We start from the raw sequence: 18,444 nt of genomic DNA, 5'->3' as shown, positions 1-18,444 counted from the left end.
GACGGGAAGCGCCTCATTCCGCGCCCCGCAGCGGTGCCCCCCGGTCCCGCATGAACGGCACCGGGTCGATCGCGCCGCGGCTGCTGCGGTCGCCGTCGGTGTGCACCTCGAAGTGCAGGTGCGGGCCGGACGAGTTGCCGCTGCTGCCGACCTGGCCGATCACCTCGCCGGCCTCCACCGTCTGGCCGACCCGGACCCGGGGCTTGGTCACCATATGGCAGTAGCGGGTGACGAAGTTGCCGGCGTGCAGGATGTCGACGAACCAGCCGCAGCCACCCTTGTCCGGCCAGCCGTCCACGTTGCAGCTCAGTCGGCCGGCCCGGTCCGGGTCGCAGCGGGAGACCAGCACCCGACCGGTGGCGGCGGCCCGGATCAGCGTGCCCTTCGGTGCGGCGATGTCCACCCCGTTGTGCGCCGGGCGGTCCGCCGTGCGGAAGCCGGAGCCTACGCCGCCGGGGATCGGCGCGGTCCATCCCGACGCGGCGATCCGACCGACGGCCGCCGCGTCGCAGGCCTGGCCTCCGCCGACCGGCACGGTGCGGGCCGCGCCGCCGGCCAACGCGTTGACGATGGTCGACGCGAGCGTCTCGTGCTTGGCGTACGCGTCCGGAAAGGCGCTGATCTGCACGGCCTGTGCCGCCCGGGTCAGCGGCATACGCTCCCAGCCGGCCACCTGCAGCAGCTTCTCGTAGAACTTGCGGGCGGCGTACTCCGGCGTCATCCGCTGGGCGACCGTGCCCCAGCTCGCCCGCTGCTGGAACAGGCCGACCGAGTCGTGGTCGGAGCCGACCCCCTCGTTCGGGCGGGTCTGCGAGCCGGGCACCGTCGGGTTGGCGAGGTTGCGCAGCCGCGACTCCTGCATCGCGGTCGCGACCGCGATCACCCACCCGCGCGGCGGCACCTTCATCTCCTGGCCGACCTTGATGATGCGCGCGGCGTTGCGGAGCTGGACCTCGCCGTACTGTGACATCCGGGGCATCTGACCAGTGATCTCGACGCGGAAGTCGCCGGTGCAGTCCTGGCTCGCCAGCCGCAACTCGTCGCCGCCGTCCCCGCCCAGCTCGGTGAGGAAGAACGCGCCGGCCCCGCCGGTGCAGCAGAGCAGCGCCAGGGTCGCCGTGAGCGCGGCGGCCAGCGCGCCGACGCGGAGACGTCGGTGGGGTCGGGTTCCGTCGCTCATTCCTGCTCCCAGTCCACCGCGTCCACCAGCCACCGCCCGTCCGCCGCCACCAGTTCGAGCCGCAGGCGGCCGGTGTCGAACGGCACCAGCACCTCGATGAAGGTCTCCGACCTCGGCTGGACCGTCGGGTCGCCGGCCACCTGGCCGACGGGGACGCCCGCCGGATCGGCGCCGGCGAGCTTCTCGGTCAGCGCCGGTGTGGACAGCGGCCGGAGGTCGGCGTGCCACTGGTCGGCGGTGAGGCCCGGCCGCCCGCGCCAGGCGGCGACGAACCGGTCGGTGGCCTGCTCCGGCGTCAGTTCGCCGGCCCGGGTGACCGGCGCGGGGGGCGCTCCGGTCGCGATCGCCCCGTCGTCGCCCGCGGTCGGTGGCACCGTCGTGATCGGCCGGTCCGGGCGGTTGCTGAGCCCCACTCCCGGATCCGGAGAACCGCCGACCAGCCGGGCGGCGCCGATGATGCCGAACACGACCACGGCGAGGGCGAGTGCGATGCCGATCCGGGATCGGAGCACCCGGGTGAGGAGAGACTCGACCGCGCGTCGCACCGCGTCACCGGGCCTCGGATCGGATCCGCGGGGTGCTGCGCTCGGGGGCGGTGTCGGCCGAGCCGGGCCGGTAGACGACGAAGGACGGGCTCTCCTCCGGGACGTCCGGCTCGGTCCAGGCGGACGACTGCCGCCGCTGCCGAGGGGCGGCTGACCGGCCGGCGGCCGCCCGTTCCTCGGGTGCCGGTGCCGACCCGTCGGGCCGCTGCCGGCCGTCCGGGCGGCTCCCAGGATCGCCGGCGTGCACCGGATCCTCGCGCCGGGCCTCCGGTCGCAGGGTGGTCTGTTCCGCGACGACGGGTCGGCGCCGGCCCATCGTCGGTTCGGCGGTGCCGCCGGGCTCGGCGACGTCCAGCCGCGCGGCAGCGCGCATGTCGCGGAAGAACCGCCGGTGCCAGGAGCCGGCGGAGCTGACCGCCTCGCTGCTGTCCTTGCCGCCGAGCTGGGTGATCCGCCGGTAGGGGCGCAGCAGCAACCAACCGACCACGCCGCAGAGCCACACCAGGACGACCTGCAACCAGCCGGGCAGGGTCGGCGTGCTCATGATGAGGTCGACCGCGAACAGGTAGATCGCGGCGCCGGTGCCGAAGATGGCGATGTTGAAGATCGCGGCGACGACGGCGTTGCCCAGCCGGCGCAGGCCGGCACTGGCCGGCCGCAGCAGCCCCACCGTCCCGAGGATCGGTGCGGCGATCACCGCCCAGCGGAAGATCAGGAAGCCCAGCAGCACCAGCACCGAGGCGGTCAGGTCGAACATGGCGAAGAGCAGCGCGGCGAGCACTGCGATGAACCCGGCCCCGACACGGTCCATGTCCCGGACCCCTTGGAGGTACTCGTAAGCCTCGGGGTCCTCCGTCTTGATCTGCTGCGCGACGCGGGCCCACTGCTGCTGCTTAATCTTGATCGTCAGTTCTCGCGTTGCCGGGTTGGATCGGAGCCTCTCTGCTTCATCCCAGGACAGAGACTTTGCGTCGTAAAGAGCGCGGCCGTATTTCTTGGCGGTCTCGCTGTCGGCCGAACCCAGTACTCCCCGCAGCCAGTTTCGGTAGAGCATCGCCTCTGTTGCCGTGTCACTCGCACGCACGGCCGGGGGCCGCTTGTCGACGCAGGCGTCCGGATTCGGCAGTACGCATTTGTCAGGTGGCGTGTCCTTCGAGGACGGGCCGACGGCGTCGTGGACGACCCCGAGGGTGGTGATCAGGGTGCCGTCCGCGATGTTGGCGGACTTCACCGGCCACGCGGCCAGGGCGGTCACCGCGACCATCACCAGCAGTGCCCACGCGGCGGTCGTCATCGCGTTGCTCATGTCCGACTGGCGGGAGCGCCACAGCAGGTAGAGACCGACCACGCAGAGCGTGACGATGCCGAAGACGCTGAAGACCTTCTGGTAGACGGCCTTCGTCGCCTGGTCCACCAGCGGATCCGCCCAGCCCCACATCGACCGTGGGTCCCAGGCCCGCTCCCGCAGGGCGTTCGAGGCGCCGACGATCGCCGTGGCGATCATGAACTCGCCGTTCGCCACCGTGTTGGTGAACTTGTAGTCCGGGTGCAGCACGGCGGTGGCGCAACCGGTGTCGACGTCGTACGTGGTGTAGCTGTATCCGGCGTAGCCGTAGTCGCTGTAGAAGCCCTTCGGCCCGGGCTGCTTCGCGGATTCCGGGCGGGAGGCGAACCAGCCGGCGATACCGGAGTCCGGGGCGGTCGGGGTCGGGGCGTTGCGGCAGTTGACCTCGTCCTCGGCCACCTCCTCGAGCCGCGCGACGCAGGCGCGGAAGTCGGCCTGCCACTCCTGGGTGGTGCAGAGGTCAGCGGGAGCCGCTGCCGTCAGCGGTGCGGCCGGTGCGGCCGACGCGCCGACCGCCGGCCAACCGATCGTGGCTCCGGCCAGGATGCCGAGGGCGAGCAGGAGTGCCGCTGTCCGAGCCCGGGCCCCGGCCATCTCACGCCTCCAGATCAGCTGCGACGGACGGCAGCACCCCGGCCGCGGCGGCGACCGCCGCGGGCGTGGTGTCCAGGTGGTCGAGCAGCCCGTCGACGTACGAGACGTCGACCCGGACCTTCTGCACCCGCCCGTCGACGTCCCGCATGACGAACTCGCGGAAGCCCAGCCGGGCGGCCGACGTGGCGTCGGCGGTGGAGAGGGAGGCGAGGGTCGCCTCGTACCCGTCGTCGACCGGTACGCGCAGCAGGCGCAGCGCCTCGGAGGCGATCTCGGCGTCCTCGGCGATCCGGCCGACGAAGACGGTGGAGACCAGGTTCTGCACGTCGAGGCCGAGGATGTCCTTCGGGTTCTGCGAGGCGACGAGCGCCGCGAGGTTCCACTTGCGGGAGTCGCGGGCGAGCCGGACCAGGAACGACCGGCCGGAGCGCCACCCCTCCATGAAGTGCGCCTCGTCCAGGCCCACCAGCTTCCGGGACGACATCGAGCCGCCGTAGCAGCGGCGGACGGCGAGCCGGTGGGCGGTGTGCAGCATGGGGAGGGCGAGCGCCTCCTCGGCCGACCAGTACTCGCGCTCGATCTTCAGGTCGGGCAGGCGCAGCCCGGCCATGGTGATCACGGTGAGAGCGGCGTCGGGGCCCAGCAGCCCCTCCGGCGGGCGGCCGAAGAACAGCATCGCGAGCGGCATCTCGGCGGTGTCCAGCAGGAGGTTGGCCAGCTCCTTGCCGGCGTCGTCGTCGAGTTGGCCCAGGCAGGTCACCACGTTGTCCAACGTGGACGTCTCCTCCGCCGGCACCTGGCGTACCGCGTGGCGGAAGAGGGTGGCGGTGGAGGCTTCGCGGGCCACCTGCGGCGGCACCAGCATCATGCAGATGTCCTGGACGAGCATGCGGCGCTCGGCCCGGGCGTTGGAGACCGCGATCTCGAACTCCCGGTCGCCCGCCGCGCCGGCCGCGAACTCGCTGCGCAGCGGGGTGGGGATCAGCGAGTACGGAGCGAGCGTGCCGTGCTCCGAGCCGGTCAGGTTGAGCACCCGTGCGTACGGCGCCAGTTCCGGCATGGCGCAGAGCCGGGCCAGCGGGCCGGACGGGTCGAGCAGCGTCACCTGGACACCGCGTCGTGCGGCCAGATAGCCGAGGGCGCCGAGCAGGGTGGACTTGCCGCCGCCCGGCTCGGCCACGAAGACCGCGAGCCCCGAGCGCTCCCGGACCTCCATCGGGAAGTGCAGGTCGAGGAAGACCGGCCGGCGGCAGGTGCCCGCGGTCCGCCCGATCAGGTCACCACGCCGGTCACCGACGGTGGAGGCGGCCTGCGGAAGCGCGGCGGCCAGGAGGTTGACCGGCATCCGTCGTACGTAGCCGGTGTTGGCAATGGGCTCGCCGGGGATGAACTCGCGGGCCAGCCAGTCCTGGTTCTTCGGGTGTTGAAGGGAGATCCGCAGCTCCCGGGAGTAGAGCTGGATCAGCCGGCGGGCGCGTTCCAGGCACTCCTCCCGCGTCCGGCCACCCACCGCGATCCGGTGCCAGCCGTGCGCACGGACCGAGTCGACGGGCAGCCCGGTGGTCATCTCGTCGCCGATCACCAGCGCCCGCTTGGCGAGGCGTTCGAGCTCGGGCGGGGCGTCGATGCCGTGCTCGGCGTAGTCGAGCTGCTGCGAGCGGATCATCCGCAGCCGGTGCTCCAGGTTGCGGAAGGAGTCGCCGGAGCCCAGGATGTCGACCCGGCTCGACAGCTCCATCGGCCACGGCAGCCGCTCATGGAAGTGCAGCCAGGGCTCGTGTCGCTCGGGAATCTCCAGCGGCTCCATCCGGCCCACGGCGAGCACGGCGACGTGCCGCTCCTCGCCGGTCATCCGGTTGACCAGTTTGACCGTCGAGCCGTACGGGGTGCGGTAGCGCTCTACCTGCTCGGTCAGGGCGAGCAGGTCACCGCGCTCCCAGCGCCCGTCGGTGATCGGGGAGAGTTGACCGGGCGGCGCCATGCAGAGCGCCACCGAGCGGTAGAGCAGCCACTCCAGCTCCTGGGCAGTGACCCGTCGCCCGCGCATGCCGAAGGCGCCCAGCACCTCGTCGAACTGCTCGACGGTGCGGCCGAGCCTGAGCCGCTCGCCCTCGGCCACACCGCGACCGAAGGTCCGCAGCATACGCTCCACCAGCGAGTCGCCCAGGGAACGCCGGGCGAAGGTGACCCCCAGGTACGTCTGCCCCTCGGCCTGGTTGACCGACATGAGGTGCCGTTGGGCCGCCACGAGGTGGTCCCCCCAGCCCGGCGTGCCGGGCACGTCGGGCAGCGGCGACGGGGTGTGCGCGTCGATGGTGCGGGCCCACTCGTCGGCCGGGAACGGGCGGGTGGTCCGCCGCAGGTGAAGCCGGAACCCGGCCAGCCCGGCGTACTGCTCGCTGATGGCCGAGAGCAGCGCCTCCCGCTCGGCGTCCGGGCGGAACGCCCAGCGCACCTCCGGCAGCCAGTACCAGGCGGTGACTGTGTTCGGCGTGAAGGTGAGGTGCCCGGCGATCTCGGTGATCGCCAGCTCGACCGCCGGGTCCCGGTCGCCGAACTTGATCTTCGGAGCCTTGACCCGGACCGGCTTGGTCGGACGGTCCCGTCGGCTGGCGGAGCGCTGCCGGGGCGGCGTCACGTCCCGCGTGCCCGTCCGGTCGGGCAGGTGCTCCCCGGCCCGGCGCTGTCGCGGCCCGGTCGCGGCCGAGCCGATGGTGGCCGGCTCGTCCGAAGGGGGATGGAGCGCGGGGAGCCGGTCGCCGACCTGGTGCGGGACGCGGGTGGGCCGGGCGGGTGGCTCGACCTCGTCGTCGTACGGGGCCGACGCGGGTTCGACCGGCACCGGGGGCGCCGCGACCGGCTGCCCGCCGGTGACCCCACCGGCGCGGGCGTGGGGCGGGGTGACCGTCGGCTGCTCGCCGGTGGCCCATCCGGACCGGCTCCGCGGCGGGGCGACCGTCGGCTGCTCGCCCGTCGACCGTCCGTTGCCCTCCGGCCGGGGCTCGACCGGCGTGGACGGTGGCCGGGCCGGCGGCACCCGCGCGGCCGGCGGGGCCGGGGCGGTCGGTTGCCGCCGTGCCGGTGGAGCCCCCGGGCCGGCCGGGTCGACGGCGGCGGGCTGATGGGGGATCGGGGGCTGCTCGCGTGCGGGTGGAAGCGCCGACGTGGACCGCGCCGGGCGGGCCCCGCCGAACAGGTCGAGGAAGGGGGAGTCGATGTCCGTGCCGTCGGCGGGGACGGATTCCGCCGGTGCCCGCCGCTGCAGCGGGCGGGGGGCCTGGAAGACGCCGACGCCACCGTGGCCCGGCGTCGTCACCAGAGCCGGGTCGAGGGTGGCCTCGTCCAGCTCCGGCTCGTCCGCGTAGTCGTACGAACGCGTACGGTCACCGTGCTGCGCGGCCGGGCGTCCGGCCGGGGATCCCGGCGTGGAGGAGCGACTCATGCGACCGCCTCACCCGCGTCGTTGCACTGCCCGGTCATGCCAGTTCCTCCCGGATCCTGATCCGGCTGCCGACCAGACGGGGGTCGCGTTGCTCGGCGGCCGGCTCCCGGGTGCGCCGCCAGTCGGTCAGCGCGGTGCGGATCACCATGCGCGCCGGCCGGTCCGGGTCGACGTACCGGAAGACGAACGAGGTCGTCACGATGGCGAGCGCGATCTCCCACGCCGGGAAGAGTTCGACCTGCAACGTGAACAACCAGTGGATGAACATGTAGAGGGGAACGAGCAGCATGAACAGCCCGTACTGGGCGTACGGGAGATGGACCGGAAGGGTGTAGCCGGGCGGCCCGAGGTAGACCAGGCGAGCCCGGTAGATGTCGTCGTCGGTGCGCAGCCGCATGTCGTGCCCGCGCCTATTCGAAGATCAGGTCGATCAGGTAGTCGCCGACGAAGAAGAGGGTGGCGGCTCCGGCGATGAAGGCCAGCCCGACGATCGCGATGGCCGAACTGGTCAGCACCTTGGAGATCTCACCCCGGCTGGCCCGCCCGATGAAGATCACGCCCAGCACGGCCAGCAGGATCGGGGCGATCTTGCTGGCGAAGAAGGTGACGACACCCTCGGTGTCGATGCCCTTGGGCGCCGGCTCGGCGAGTGGCGCCGACGCCAGGGTCGAGAGAGCGTGGGCGGCGGCGGACGACGCCGTCTCCATCAGCTCGATGGCGATCACTGGAACCTCCCCATATCGCGGCCGGCGGCGCCGCGGCGGTGCAGTAGGCATGCCTGGCGGGAACGGTGCTCACGTCGCGCGGCCACGACGCCGCGTTCGTCACCCACCACGGCGAGTGGTGAGCTCTGGGCGGATTTTCCCGCTTCGGCCCTCCCTCCAGGCTTCGCCATCTCGATGCTGGGCAATTCCAAAGCGTACGGCCACCCACTGTTTGCGACAACCCGCGAAGAGTCAGCCCGATCCGACCCCGGCGTCCGATCGTACACGTGTGCTAACCCGCATGTCAGCACCCCCGGGCCGGGCTGCACGAGGCCGTCGGCGAGGACCGGTACGGTCTACCCGTGACCGATCTGGTACGGGCTCCGGCCCCGGTGGTGATGGGCGTCCTGAACGTCACGCCGGACTCCTTCTCCGACGGCGGACGGTACGCCGACCTCGACGCCGCCGTCGCACACGGCGTGCGGCTGCGGGCCGACGGCGCCCACCTGGTCGACGTGGGCGGCGAGTCCACCCGGCCGGGCGCCGACCGGGTCGACGCGGAGACCGAGGCGGCCCGGGTGGTGCCGGTGATCCGCGAGCTCGCCGCCGCCGGAGTGCGGGTCAGCATCGACACCACCCGGGCGCGGGTCGCCGAGCTGGCGCTCGCCGCCGGCGCCGCCGTGGTCAACGACGTCTCGGGAGGGCTGGCCGACCCCGACATGGCCCGCGTCGTACGCGACGCCGGGTGCCCCTGGGTGCTCATGCACTGGCGTGGCCACTCCCGCACGATGCGCGAGCTGGCGCGCTACGGCGACGTGGTCGCCGACGTCCGGGCCGAGCTGGCGCAGCGGGTCGAGGCGGCGCTGGGGGCCGGAGTGGCGGCCGACCGCATCGTCATCGACCCGGGGCTCGGCTTCGCGAAGACCGCCGCGCACAACTGGGAGCTCAGCGCCCGGCTGCCCGAGCTGCTCGACCTGGGCTTCCCGCTGCTCTTCGCGGCCAGCCGCAAGTCGTACCTGGGTGCGCTGCTGGCCGCGCCCGACGGCACCCCACGGCCGACCGGGGGCCGCGAGATCGCGACGGTCGCCACCAGCCTGCTCGCGGTGGCGGCCGGTGCCTGGGGCGTGCGGGTGCACGATGTCCGGGCCACCGTGGACGCGCTGGCGGTCTGGCAGGCGACCGGGTCGCCCCGCCTGGCGCCCGGCGGGCGCGCGGGTGAGGGGGCCCGGCCGGCGCCGGCCGTCGAGGGAGGAGAACGATGACCGACCGGATCACCCTGACCGGGCTGCGGGCCCACGGCCGGCACGGGGTGTACGACTTCGAGCGCGCCCAGGGGCAGGACTTCGTCGTCGACGCCGTCCTGGAGCTGGACCTCGCGCCCGCCGCCCGCTCCGACGAGGTGGGCGACACCGTCCACTACGGCGAGCTGGCCGAGCGGTTGGTCGCGGTGGTCACCGGGGAGCCGGTGAACCTCATCGAGACGCTCGCGGACCGGTTGCTCGCGGTCTGCCTGGCCGACCCCCGGGTGCACACCGCGACGGTCACCGTGCACAAGCCGGAGGCGCCGGTGCCGCACGCCTTCACCGACGTGGCCGTCACGATGACCCGGACGCGTGCCCGGTGACCCGCGCCCTGCTCTCCCTCGGCAGCAACCTCGGCGACCGCCTCGATCACCTGCGGTCGGCGGTCAGCGCTCTGGGTGAGTCGGTCCTGCTGGTCTCCGGGGTCTACGAGACCCCGCCGTGGGGCGACACCGACCAGCCCGCGTACCTGAACGCGGCGGTGCTGGCGGAGGATCCGGCCGCGACCCCGGACGACTGGCTGGAGCGGGCCCGGGCGGCGGAGCGCGCGGCCGGGCGCGAACGCGACCCCGCGCGGCGCTTCGGGCCGCGCACCCTGGACGTGGACGTGATCGCGGTCTGGACGGACGACGGCGAGCCGGTGCTCCGCGACGATCCGGAGCTGACCCTGCCGCATCCCCGCGCCCACCTGCGGGCGTTCGTGCTGCGGCCGTGGATCGACATCCAGCCGTACGGGAGCCTGCCCGGGCACGGCTGGCTGACCGATCTGCTCAACGCCGAGCCGATCGCCGCGGACGCGCTGGAACTGCGCCCTCGTCCCGATCTGGGGTTAGAGTCGACGGCATGAGGCAGTGGAGCCGTCCGACATGACGCAGGCGCAGTCGCCACCTCCGGGTGGCACGGGCTCCGGTCGGATGGGCCCCACGCGGATCTCCACGCTGGTGGTGGCCGGTCTCGCGGCCGCCGCGGTGGCGTGGTTGCTGATCAGCTTCCTGTACTACGACTACCTGCCCGACCTGCCGTGGCTGCCGGTGGTCACCCTGGCCGCGCTCGCCGTGCTGGAGGCGTACGCCGCCGTCAACACCCGGGGGCGCATCGAGCGGCGGCCCGGTCGTGAACCGGTGAATCCGCTGCTGGTCGCCCGCTTCGTGGTGCTGGCCAAGGCATCAGCGTTGGCCGGCGCGATCTTCGCCGGCTTCTACGGTGGCCTGACCGGGTGGCTGTTCGTGGAGACCACGGACGCCGCGATGGACGACCGGCCCGTGGCCGGCGCGGGCCTGCTCGCCTCCCTGGCGCTGGTGGGTGCCGCGCTCTGGCTGGAGCGGTCGTGCCGGGTCCCCGAGCAGGAGGTCGACGAGGACCGGGAGCCCGGCGACCGGGAGGGCCGCCCGGGTCGGCGCTGAGCAGGGGCTTTCGCCAGCCTTCGCGCACAGGTACGGTGCCTGCGACCGGAGAGCAACGGCCGCGCCGGTCCGCCCGCGCGTCGGACCCTGGACGGGCGGCCACCTGGAAGGCGGGCGCATGGGGTACGACGAACCGGGGCGGGAGTCCGCCGACACCTCGTCCGGGATCCCCGCCTCCGTGCTGGAGAACGTCTTCGACGACCCGGCGCACGGCGAGCCCGGCCGGGACCGGCTCGTCGTCCACATCGGGTGGGAGGTCCTGCTCCTCGCCGGGCTGGCCGGCGTCGCCTATCTGCTCTGGCGGGAGGCCCCGGACACGTTCCGCGGCGACGGCCTGCGCCGGCTCCTCGTCGACGCGGTCGTGCTCGGGCTGCTGGCGTTCGCCGCCGGGCTGAGCCTGCGTACCGCCGCCGTCAACCTGGCGATCGGGCCGGTGGCCGTCGCGGCGGCCCTGCACGTGGCCGAACAGGGCGACCGGGGGATGCCGGCGGCCGTGGGCCCGGCCCTCGTCGCCGCGGCGCTCGGCGGGCTGGTCCTGGCGCTCGCGGTGGTGGTGCTGCACGTGCCCAGCTGGGCGGCCAGCCTCGCCGCCGGCGCGGCGGTGGTCGTGTTCATCGAGCAGCGGTCCGCGCCCGTCCTGCCGCAGGGTGACTACGATCCGGCGCGGGATGCGCTGTACCTCGCCGCCGGGTTCGCGGCGGTCGCGGTGCTCGCCGGGCTGTTCGCCGCGCTCCGGCCGGTCCGCCGGCTGATCGGCCGGTTCCGGCCGGTCGTCGACCCGGCCCGCCGCCGGGGCGCGCTGGCCGGCGTGGTGGCCGGCGCCGCGCTGGTCGCGTCCACCGTGCTGGCGGCGCTCGCCGGGGCCCTGCTGGGGACCGGCGACGCCGGTCCGGTCGCCCCGGTGACCGGACTCGACTGGACGGTCCTGGCCGTCGGCACGTCCCTGCTCGCCGGCACCAGTGCCTTCGGCCGCCGCGGCGGGATCCTCGGCACGCTGCTGGCGGTGTCGCTGGTGACGCTCGTCATGGCGGACCTCCGGGCGGAGGACCACTCGGTGAGCCGGTGGGCGGTCGGTGCGGCGGCGCTCGGCGTCGGGCTGCTGGCCACCCGGCTGGTCGAGACGTACGGACGGCCGCGGGCCGGCGCGTCCGCGACGGACGGGATCCTGGACCCGGACGGCCGGATCAGCAGCGGCTGGGCGGTGCAGCGCGCCGACCCGATCGGTGAGTGGCCGCCGGCCCTGCCGACCCACCACGCCGAGAACCCGGTGGACCCGTGGAACGTCCCGCAGTGGGACGCCGGCCGCCGCTGGGACTCCGGCGACCGGTGAGCTCCGCCGCGTGCTCGGCGGCGCGCAGCCCCGCGTTCCACCGGGCCGTCGGTGATCTCGGCGGTTAGGCTCGGCGACATGACCGAGACACCATCGACGTCCCCCACCGGCCGGTCGTTCGAGGAACTGGACGCACGGTCCACCGAGGAGCTGCGCGAGCAGGCGTTCGCGGTGGCCCGGGAGCACCGTGACGTGCGCTTCTTCTGGTCGGTGCTGCGGCATCTGCCGAACGCCGACGAGGCGGCGGCCCTCGACGGGGCGCCGAACTCGGTCGGGCCGACCATCGACGAGGCGGTGGCGTTGTGGCGGGAACTGACCGGTCACGGTTACGAGGAGTCGGCCCCGCTGCTGCGCGCGGCCTTCATCGACTACCTCATGAAGCACCCGGAGTGACCGGGGCCGGGCAGGTTTGGGCCCCGCCGCCGCCCGGGAACTGAACTGATCATGACGCTCACCAACCGGACCGGCGCCACCGGCCGGTACGGGACGGCGGCGGGCACCGGGGCGGCCGCCGCGTTCATCCTGGTCGCCGTCGGCGGCAGCCCGGCGTACGTCGGGTGGGCCGGCGGCAACACCGACTCCTCGTCCGCCGGCGGGTGGTTCCTCCGCCTGCTCGCCTGGCCCGCGTGGTCGTACGACCCGGAGGTGCCGGGCGGGCTGTTCGCCGCCAACCTGCGTGCCGTCCTGCTGGTGGTCCTCGCGGCGGGCCTGCTCTACCTGCTGCCCGCCGCCCAGGCGGCCCGGGTGCCCGGTTCGGCCAGCCAGTTCTTCACCGGTTGGGCCGCGTACGCGCTGGCCGGTGGCCTCGCCTCGCTGGTGGCCGCGTCCGCGGGCCCCGACCCGTCCCTGCTCACCGCCGTGCAGTCCGGCGGCACCGGCGCCACGTACGGCTTCCTCTCCGGCTGGATCGTCGGCACGGCGAGCCTCGGCGGCCGCGCCTGACGTCGCCGCCGACCGACGGCTGCGCGAGGCGACGGCCGCCGGACGGCCGCGGGAACCCGGTGACGGCACCAGCGGCCGCATGACGGCGGCCGCAAGCAGCCCGGCTGCCGTCAGGTCGCCGGGCGGCCCAGGTCGAGCAGCCGCGCCCGGGTGAGCACACCGACCGGCCGGTCGTCCTCGGTCACCACCACGCGGTCGGCGGCGGAGGTCAGCAGGACGCCCAGCGCGTCGTACGCCGATCCGCCGAGCGGGACCGTGGGCAGCCCGTCCGATCCCGCGGGCAGCGGCTCGACCGCCTCCCGGGTGACCGGGGTGACGGCGAGTCGGCGGATGCCCCGGTCGGCGCCGACGAACTCGCGGACGAACGGCGTGGCCGGCGAACCCAGGACGGCGGCGGGTGTGTCGTACTGCTCCAGCCGGCCGCCCTGCGAGAGCACCGCGATCCGGTCACCCAGCCGGACGGCCTCGTCGAGGTCGTGGGTCACCAGCACGATGGTCTTGCGGACCTCGGCCTGCAACCGCAGGAACTCCTCCTGCAACCGGGTCCGGACGATCGGGTCGACCGCCGAGAACGGCTCGTCCATGAGCAGCACCACCGGGTCGGCGGCGAGCGCCCGGGCCACGCCCACCCGCTGCCGCTGCCCGCCGGACAGCTCGTGCGGGTAGCGGCGGCCGAACTGCGCCGGGTCCAGCCCGACCAGTTCGAGCAGCTCCGCGACCCGTTCGCGACGGCGTTCCCGGGGCCAGCCGAGCAGTTGGGGCACGGTGGCGACGTTCGCGCTCACGGTCTGGTGGGGGAAGAGGCCGACGTTCTGGATGACGTACCCGATCCGGCGGCGCAGCCGCACCGGGTCGACGCGCGTCACGTCCTCCCCACCGAGCAGGATCCGGCCGCCGGTCGGCTCGATGAGCCGGTTGACCATCCGGAGCACCGTCGACTTGCCGCAGCCCGACGGGCCGATCAGGACCACCAGCTCACCGGCGGCGACGTCCAGGGTCAGCTCCCGGACCGCCTCGGTGCCGTCCGGGTAGCGTTTGCTGATCGCGTCGAGCGTGATCGACGCCGCCCGCGCCCCGTCGTCGGCGGTCCCCTCCGGGGTAACGTCCACACATGTCCTTCCGCCTGAGCTACCGGGCCGACCCGGGTAACCCGTGGTTCTCCTGGCAGTACGTGCGGGACAACTCTGACACGATCCTCGCCGCGCTGCGTGACCACACCTCGTTGACCGCGCGGGCGGTGCTCGTCGCCGTGCTGGTGGCGCTGCCCCTGGCGGTGGCGGCGTACTGGTTCCGCCCGCTGGCGGGCCCCATCCTGGCGGTCACCGGCATCCTCTACACGGTCCCGTCGCTGGCGTTGTTCGCGTTCCTCGCGCCGTACCTGGGCATCGGCGCGGTGACCGTGCTCAGCGTGGTGGCGCTCTACGCCCTGCTGGTGATCGTGCGCAACGCCCTGGCCGGGCTCACGCAGGTGCCTCCCGAGGTGCGGGAGGCGGCGGAGGGGATGGGGTACGGCCGCTGGGGGCGGCTGTTCCGGATCGAGCTGCCGCTCGCCCTGCCCGGCATCCTGACCGGGCTGCGGCTGGCGACGGTGTCCACGGTGGCGCTGGTGACCGTCGGTGTGGTGGTCGGGCGGGGTGGTCTCGGCCAGCTCATCTTCGGCGGCTTCCAGAACAACTTCTACAAGGCCCAGATCATGACCGGGACGCTGCTCTGCGTCCTGCTCGCCCTCGTACTGGACCTGCTGCTCGCCGGTGTGGGCCGCCTGCTCACCCCGTGGCTGCGCCGCCGGAGCCCGACGTGAGCGCCGCGGTGCCGACGGTCCGGGCGGCCGCTGACGGCGCGTCCCGGCGGAACACCTACGGGGGTACGGGAGGACGGTGGCGGTGAGCCCGATCGAGGCGGCGGTGGTCTGGCTCAACGACCCGCTGAACTGGACCAACCCGGGCGGCATCCTGGACCGCCTGGGCGAGCACCTGTCGATGTCGGCGGCGGCGGTGGCCCTGGGCTGCCTGGTCGCGTGGCCGATCGGGCTCTGGCTCGGGCACACCGGGCGGGGCGGCGGGCTGGTGGTGCTGGTGGCCAACCTCACGCTCGCCGTCCCGACGCTGGCCCTGCTCACCATCCTCCCGCTCACCTTCCTCGGTTTCGGCCGGCCGGCGGTGGTGGTGGCGCTGGCCGTCTTCGCGGTGCCGCCGCTGCTGGCCAACGCGTACACCGGGGTGCGCCAGGCCGACCCGGAGGCCCGGGACGCGGCGCGCGGGATGGGCTTCTCCGGTTGGCAGCTGCTGCGCCGGGTCGAACTGCCGCTCGCGGTGCCGTACCTGGCCGCCGGCTTCCGGACCGGGGCTGTGCAGGTGGTGGCGACCGCGGCGCTGGCCTCCTTCGTCAACGGCGGCGGCCTGGGGCAGATCATCCGCGCGGGGTTCGGCCTGGACATCGCCGTCGGTGGTGGGCAGATCCTCGCCGGCGGCCTGCTCGTGGCGGGGCTCGCCGTGCTGGTCGAGCTGCTCCTGGCCCTGGTCGAGCGGCTCGTCACCCCGCGCCCGCTGCGCACCGGCCGGCGCCGCGCGAGCCGCCGTGCGGCCGACGCGGTCGCCGGCGCCTGACGGCCCGGAGCGGCCGGCGTCGCGCCTCGAATCCCGGCGGATGATCGGCGGGTGACGATCGGGTGACAAAGCCCGGCCGAAGTTTGTCGGACCTGCGTGGAGGATGTTGGGTGGAACGCGCGGGCGGCTCGGGATCGCCCGTCGGACACGCGGCCGGCCCGAAGGGGTCGCGCCGGGACACGGAAGGCGGGCACACATGCGCGCACGCACACGCCTGGCGATCGGAGCGGTCGGCGCTCTCACCGCGGCCGGGCTGCTGACCGGTTGCGGCGATGCCGGCTCGTCCGGCACCGAGGCGCCGGAGCAGGCCGCGTCCGGGGCCGGCTGCGCCCCGGTCGCCGGTGACCAGCTCGTCGTCCTGGAGGACGACAAGAAGCTGCAGAACACCGACAACGTCATCCCCGCGGTCAACGCCGACGTCGCGACGCCGCAGCTCATCGCCGCGCTCGACAAGGTCTCCGCGGCGCTGGACACGCCGAAGCTGATCCAGCTCAACAAGACCGTCGACATCGACCGCAAGACGCCGGCGGTCGCCGCGAGCGAGTTCGCCACCGCCAACGACCTGACCGCCGGCATCGCGAAGGGCAGCGGTGGCCGGATCGTGGTCGGTGCCGCGAACTTCAGCGAGAGCCAGACCCTCGCCGAGCTCTACAAGATCGCGCTGACGGCGGCCGGATACCAGGTGACGGTGCAGCAGATCGGCAGCCGCGAGCTGTACGAGCCGGCCCTGGAGAAGGGCGAGATCCAGGTCGTTCCGGAGTACGCGGCCACCATGGCGGAGTTCCTCAACACCAAGGCCAACGGGAAGGACGCCCAGCCGGTCTCCTCGCCGGAGCTGGAGAAGACCGTCACCGCGTTGAAGGCCGCCGGCGACAAGGCCGGGCTGGTGTTCGGCACGCCGTCCGCCGCGCAGGACCAGAACGCGTTCGCGGTCACCGGTGCCTTCGCCGACAAGTACGGGGTGCGCACCCTCTCCGAGCTGGCCGAGAAGTGCTCCGGGCAGGCCACGGTGCTGGCCGGCCCGCCGGAGTGCCCGCAGCGGCCGAAGTGCCAGGCCGGGCTGATCGAGGTCTACAACTTCAAGGCCGGGTCGTTCAGCTCCCTCGACGCGGGTGGTCCCCAGACGAAGAACGCGCTGAAGACGGGCGCCGCCAGCGTCGGTCTCGTCTTCTCCTCCGACGGGGCGCTCGCCGCCGGCTGACCGTCCAGCGGCGGCACGACGTGGGCCGGCAACCGGTCGCCCTGGGGCACCGGCGGCCGGCCCATGTCACCTGCGAAAACTACTCTTGAGTAACCAGGTCGGACGGCGCTTTCGACCGTTCCCAGGTGACGCAACTCTCGGTAGGCTGCACAGCCATGCCCGCCCCGGCCGACACCACCGACACCCGTAATCCGTCCCTGCTGACGGTGCTTTTCTGGGTCGGCGTGGCCCTTGCGCCGGTCGCGGCGCTGATCCTTCTCGTCGCGGACGGTAACGGCCCGCTACGCTTCGCAGCCGTCCTTGCGATCCTGGCCGTGGTGCTGATCGGGTTGTCGATCGCGTTGCGGGCCGACGGCGGCACGGCGAGCGAGGAACTGCGCGAGGAGATCGAGGAGCTTCGGCGGGAGTTGCGCGGGGAGATCGTGGCCACCGCCCAGCGCGGCAACCAGGCCCTCGACCAGGCTCACCGGGCCCAGGAGGCGGTCGGGGCCCTGCGCCGGCGTCTCGACGCCGGCACCGCGGCCCTCGCCGGGCCGGCCGACGTGGGTAGCGCGGGCCGCGCCCGGGTGGGCGCCGCCGACGAGCCGGCCGAGGATCCCCGCTGGGGTGGCTCGGAGGGCGATGACGAGGGCACGGCCTGGCGCGCCGACCCGCACCCGAACGACCGCCTGGCGACCGGCTCGGCGGGTGTCTACGGCGGTGACCGACCGGCCACCGGCTCGGCCGGCGTGTACGGCGGTGACCGCCCTGCGCCGGGCGTCTACGGGGGTGGCGACCGCTCCGCCGGCGGCACCTACGGCGGCGGCGACCGTTCCTCGGGCGGCACCTACGGCGGCGGCGACCGCTCCTCGGGCGGCATCTACGGCGGCGCTGACCGTTCCTCGGGCGGCACCTACGGCGGCGGCGACCATGCCCCGGGCGGCACGTACGGCGGGGAGCGTTCCGGCGGCACCTACGGCGGTGAGCGCTCGGGCACCGGCTACGGCGCCGAGCGGGCGGGCTACGGCCCCTGGCCGGCGGACGACGCCCAACCCGGTCACCGGCCGATGGGAGTGGTGCGGCACACCGAGACCGTGCACGTCACGACCCGGCACACCATCGTGGACGGTGGCGGCCCGGTGCTCGGCGAGACCGGCACCCGGTACGGCGGGTACGCCGGCCGCTGGTCGCCCGGCCCGGAGGAGCGGCCGTGGACCGGGGACGGCGAGGACCGTTCCTGGTCCGGTCAACCGGACACCGACGACCGGTCGTGGTCGGGCCGCGACGAGCGCAACCGGCGCGACGACCGCGGGTGGGGCGAGCGCGACGAGCCCGCCCGAGCCGGGCAGCAATGGGACGATCGCGGCTGGTCGGAGCAGCGCGACGACCGCGGCTGGGGCGGTGAGCAGTCCTGGGACACGTCCGCCGAGGCGTACGGCCGGGGGCGGTCGAGCGAGCCGGACGGTGATGGCGAGGACGGCGAGTACTGGTCGCAGCTCCGCGCCGGGGACCGGTGGGCGGCCGTCCGCGAGGACGACCGGGGTCGCGAGATGCGGATGGGCGAGCGGCGGGCCGAGGTGCTCGCCGACCAGACGGGCACCGAGTTCCGGGTGGCGGACCGGTGGGCGTCGGTCCGCCGGGACGAGCCGGGGCGGGACCGCGCGGACGCGTGGCGGGGCGCGTGGGCCGAGCCGGAGGACCGGGCGGCGCTGCCGGCCGGTGGAGTGCCGGTGCCGGACGAGTGGCGGGTTCCCCGGCAGCGGCAGCCGGAACCCGAACGGGCGCCCGAGCCCGGCCGCTACGGCTACCCGCCCCGGGACGACGCCCCCCGTGCCGGTGGCCCCCGCTCGACCGACCGCTGGCGCTGACCCC

At 74.2% G+C, this 18,444-nt stretch carries 17 protein-coding genes and 2 pseudogenes; 11 read left to right on the top strand and 8 right to left on the bottom strand.

The features are described 5' to 3' along the window. Window positions 1-13: 13 nt before the first annotated feature. From HCJ94_RS19335 to HCJ94_RS19310, 7 genes and pseudogenes are all read right to left on the bottom strand, one after another. Window positions 14-1,180 carry a M23 family metallopeptidase gene (locus tag HCJ94_RS19335; RefSeq protein ID WP_168002444.1) on the bottom strand — a complete coding sequence of 389 codons (1,167 nt, stop codon included), beginning with the start codon at window positions 1,178-1,180 and terminating at the stop codon, window positions 14-16. Next, on the bottom strand, window positions 1,177-1,725 hold the full coding sequence (locus HCJ94_RS19330) for a hypothetical protein (RefSeq protein WP_168002443.1): 549 nt from the start codon (window positions 1,723-1,725) through the stop codon (window positions 1,177-1,179). Before HCJ94_RS19330 ends, HCJ94_RS19335 begins: the two co-directional genes overlap by 4 nt. Window positions 1,726-1,729: 4 nt before the next feature. Next, complete coding sequence (locus HCJ94_RS19325; protein ID WP_168002442.1) at window positions 1,730-3,664, bottom strand: MFS transporter; 1,935 nt, start codon at window positions 3,662-3,664, stop codon at window positions 1,730-1,732. A 1-nt stretch (window position 3,665) separates the two neighbouring features. Beyond that, window positions 3,666-6,452: pseudogene (locus tag HCJ94_RS19320) on the bottom strand (ATP-binding protein); the annotation flags it as partial. A gap of 327 nt (window positions 6,453-6,779) precedes the next feature. Beyond that, window positions 6,780-7,106 (bottom strand): annotated as a pseudogene (locus tag HCJ94_RS31635) (ATP-binding protein); the annotation flags it as partial. 34 nt (window positions 7,107-7,140) lie between these two features. Then, entirely contained in the window at window positions 7,141-7,503 is a 363-nt protein-coding gene (locus HCJ94_RS19315) for a hypothetical protein (RefSeq protein ID WP_093409867.1), read from the bottom strand. 13 nt (window positions 7,504-7,516) lie between these two features. Further along, window positions 7,517-7,831, bottom strand: coding sequence for a hypothetical protein (locus HCJ94_RS19310; protein WP_168002440.1), 315 nt, complete (start codon window positions 7,829-7,831; stop codon window positions 7,517-7,519). Window positions 7,832-8,172: 341 nt separating this feature from the next. On the opposite strand from HCJ94_RS19310, the gene folP reads away from it, so the two are divergent. The 7 genes from folP (at window position 8,173) to HCJ94_RS19275 (ending at window position 12,786) form a co-directional block, all read left to right on the top strand. Further along, window positions 8,173-9,072, top strand: coding sequence for a dihydropteroate synthase (folP, locus tag HCJ94_RS19305; RefSeq protein WP_168002439.1), 900 nt, complete (start codon window positions 8,173-8,175; stop codon window positions 9,070-9,072). Next, complete coding sequence (gene folB, locus HCJ94_RS19300) at window positions 9,069-9,434, top strand: dihydroneopterin aldolase (RefSeq protein ID WP_168002438.1); 366 nt, start codon at window positions 9,069-9,071, stop codon at window positions 9,432-9,434. Before folP ends, folB begins: the two co-directional genes overlap by 4 nt. Continuing rightward, window positions 9,431-9,958 carry a 2-amino-4-hydroxy-6-hydroxymethyldihydropteridine diphosphokinase gene (folK, locus tag HCJ94_RS19295; protein WP_168002437.1) on the top strand — a complete coding sequence of 176 codons (528 nt, stop codon included), beginning with the start codon at window positions 9,431-9,433 and terminating at the stop codon, window positions 9,956-9,958. Before folB ends, folK begins: the two co-directional genes overlap by 4 nt. Window positions 9,959-9,977: 19 nt before the next feature. Next, window positions 9,978-10,514 carry a DUF3180 domain-containing protein gene (locus HCJ94_RS19290; protein WP_168002436.1) on the top strand — a complete coding sequence of 179 codons (537 nt, stop codon included), beginning with the start codon at window positions 9,978-9,980 and terminating at the stop codon, window positions 10,512-10,514. A gap of 103 nt (window positions 10,515-10,617) precedes the next feature. Further along, entirely contained in the window at window positions 10,618-11,844 is a 1,227-nt protein-coding gene (locus HCJ94_RS19285) for an ABC transporter permease (protein ID WP_205801562.1), read from the top strand. A gap of 78 nt (window positions 11,845-11,922) precedes the next feature. After that, entirely contained in the window at window positions 11,923-12,237 is a 315-nt protein-coding gene (locus HCJ94_RS19280; protein ID WP_168002434.1) for a hypothetical protein, read from the top strand. Window positions 12,238-12,288: 51 nt separating this feature from the next. Continuing rightward, window positions 12,289-12,786, top strand: coding sequence for a hypothetical protein (locus HCJ94_RS19275; protein WP_168002433.1), 498 nt, complete (start codon window positions 12,289-12,291; stop codon window positions 12,784-12,786). A gap of 110 nt (window positions 12,787-12,896) precedes the next feature. On the opposite strand, the gene HCJ94_RS19270 is transcribed toward HCJ94_RS19275, so the two are convergent. Further along, entirely contained in the window at window positions 12,897-13,895 is a 999-nt protein-coding gene (locus HCJ94_RS19270; RefSeq protein WP_168002432.1) for an ABC transporter ATP-binding protein, read from the bottom strand. 2 nt (window positions 13,896-13,897) lie between these two features. On the opposite strand from HCJ94_RS19270, the gene HCJ94_RS19265 reads away from it, so the two are divergent. From HCJ94_RS19265 to HCJ94_RS19250, 4 genes are all read left to right on the top strand, one after another. After that, the gene (locus tag HCJ94_RS19265; RefSeq protein ID WP_168002431.1) at window positions 13,898-14,587 is read left to right on the top strand and encodes an ABC transporter permease; all 690 of its coding nucleotides are present in this window, start codon (window positions 13,898-13,900) and stop codon (window positions 14,585-14,587) included. A gap of 82 nt (window positions 14,588-14,669) precedes the next feature. Continuing rightward, a complete protein-coding gene (locus tag HCJ94_RS19260; protein ID WP_168002430.1) occupies window positions 14,670-15,392 on the top strand; it encodes an ABC transporter permease in 723 nt (240 codons plus the stop codon). 196 nt (window positions 15,393-15,588) lie between these two features. After that, window positions 15,589-16,593 (top strand): glycine betaine ABC transporter substrate-binding protein, encoded by a 1,005-nt coding sequence (locus tag HCJ94_RS19255; RefSeq protein ID WP_168002429.1) that lies wholly within the window; start codon window positions 15,589-15,591, stop codon window positions 16,591-16,593. A 155-nt stretch (window positions 16,594-16,748) separates the two neighbouring features. Further along, window positions 16,749-18,440: a hypothetical protein gene (locus HCJ94_RS19250; protein WP_168002428.1), complete on the top strand. Its 1,692-nt coding sequence runs from the start codon at window positions 16,749-16,751 to the stop codon at window positions 18,438-18,440. The last annotated feature ends 4 nt before the right edge of the window (window positions 18,441-18,444 follow it).

It is taken from the genome of Micromonospora thermarum, assembly GCF_012034245.1.
GTDB classification, from domain to species: Bacteria; Actinomycetota; Actinomycetes; order Mycobacteriales; family Micromonosporaceae; genus Micromonospora; species Micromonospora thermarum.
The sequence above is the reverse complement of the archived record's forward strand: the minus strand, read 5'-3'. Positions and strand labels throughout refer to the sequence as shown.

Bases quoted from the DNA above. Each gene is read 5' to 3' on its own strand.
- HCJ94_RS19255 (WP_168002429.1), top strand. From the start codon at position 15,589: ATGCGCGCACGCACACGCCTGGCGATCGGAGCGGTCGGCGCTCTCACC.
- HCJ94_RS19290 (WP_168002436.1), top strand. From the start codon at position 9,978: ATGACGCAGGCGCAGTCGCCACCTCCGGGTGGCACGGGCTCCGGTCGG.
- HCJ94_RS19275 (WP_168002433.1), top strand. From the start codon at position 12,289: ATGACGCTCACCAACCGGACCGGCGCCACCGGCCGGTACGGGACGGCG.
- HCJ94_RS19265 (WP_168002431.1), top strand. From the start codon at position 13,898: ATGTCCTTCCGCCTGAGCTACCGGGCCGACCCGGGTAACCCGTGGTTC.
- HCJ94_RS19280 (WP_168002434.1), top strand. From the start codon at position 11,923: ATGACCGAGACACCATCGACGTCCCCCACCGGCCGGTCGTTCGAGGAA.
- HCJ94_RS19250 (WP_168002428.1), top strand. From the start codon at position 16,749: ATGCCCGCCCCGGCCGACACCACCGACACCCGTAATCCGTCCCTGCTG.
- folB (WP_168002438.1), top strand. From the start codon at position 9,069: ATGACCGACCGGATCACCCTGACCGGGCTGCGGGCCCACGGCCGGCAC.
- HCJ94_RS19315 (WP_093409867.1), bottom strand. From the start codon at position 7,503: ATGCGGCTGCGCACCGACGACGACATCTACCGGGCTCGCCTGGTCTAC.
- HCJ94_RS19325 (WP_168002442.1), bottom strand. From the start codon at position 3,664: ATGGCCGGGGCCCGGGCTCGGACAGCGGCACTCCTGCTCGCCCTCGGC.
- HCJ94_RS19335 (WP_168002444.1), bottom strand. From the start codon at position 1,180: ATGAGCGACGGAACCCGACCCCACCGACGTCTCCGCGTCGGCGCGCTG.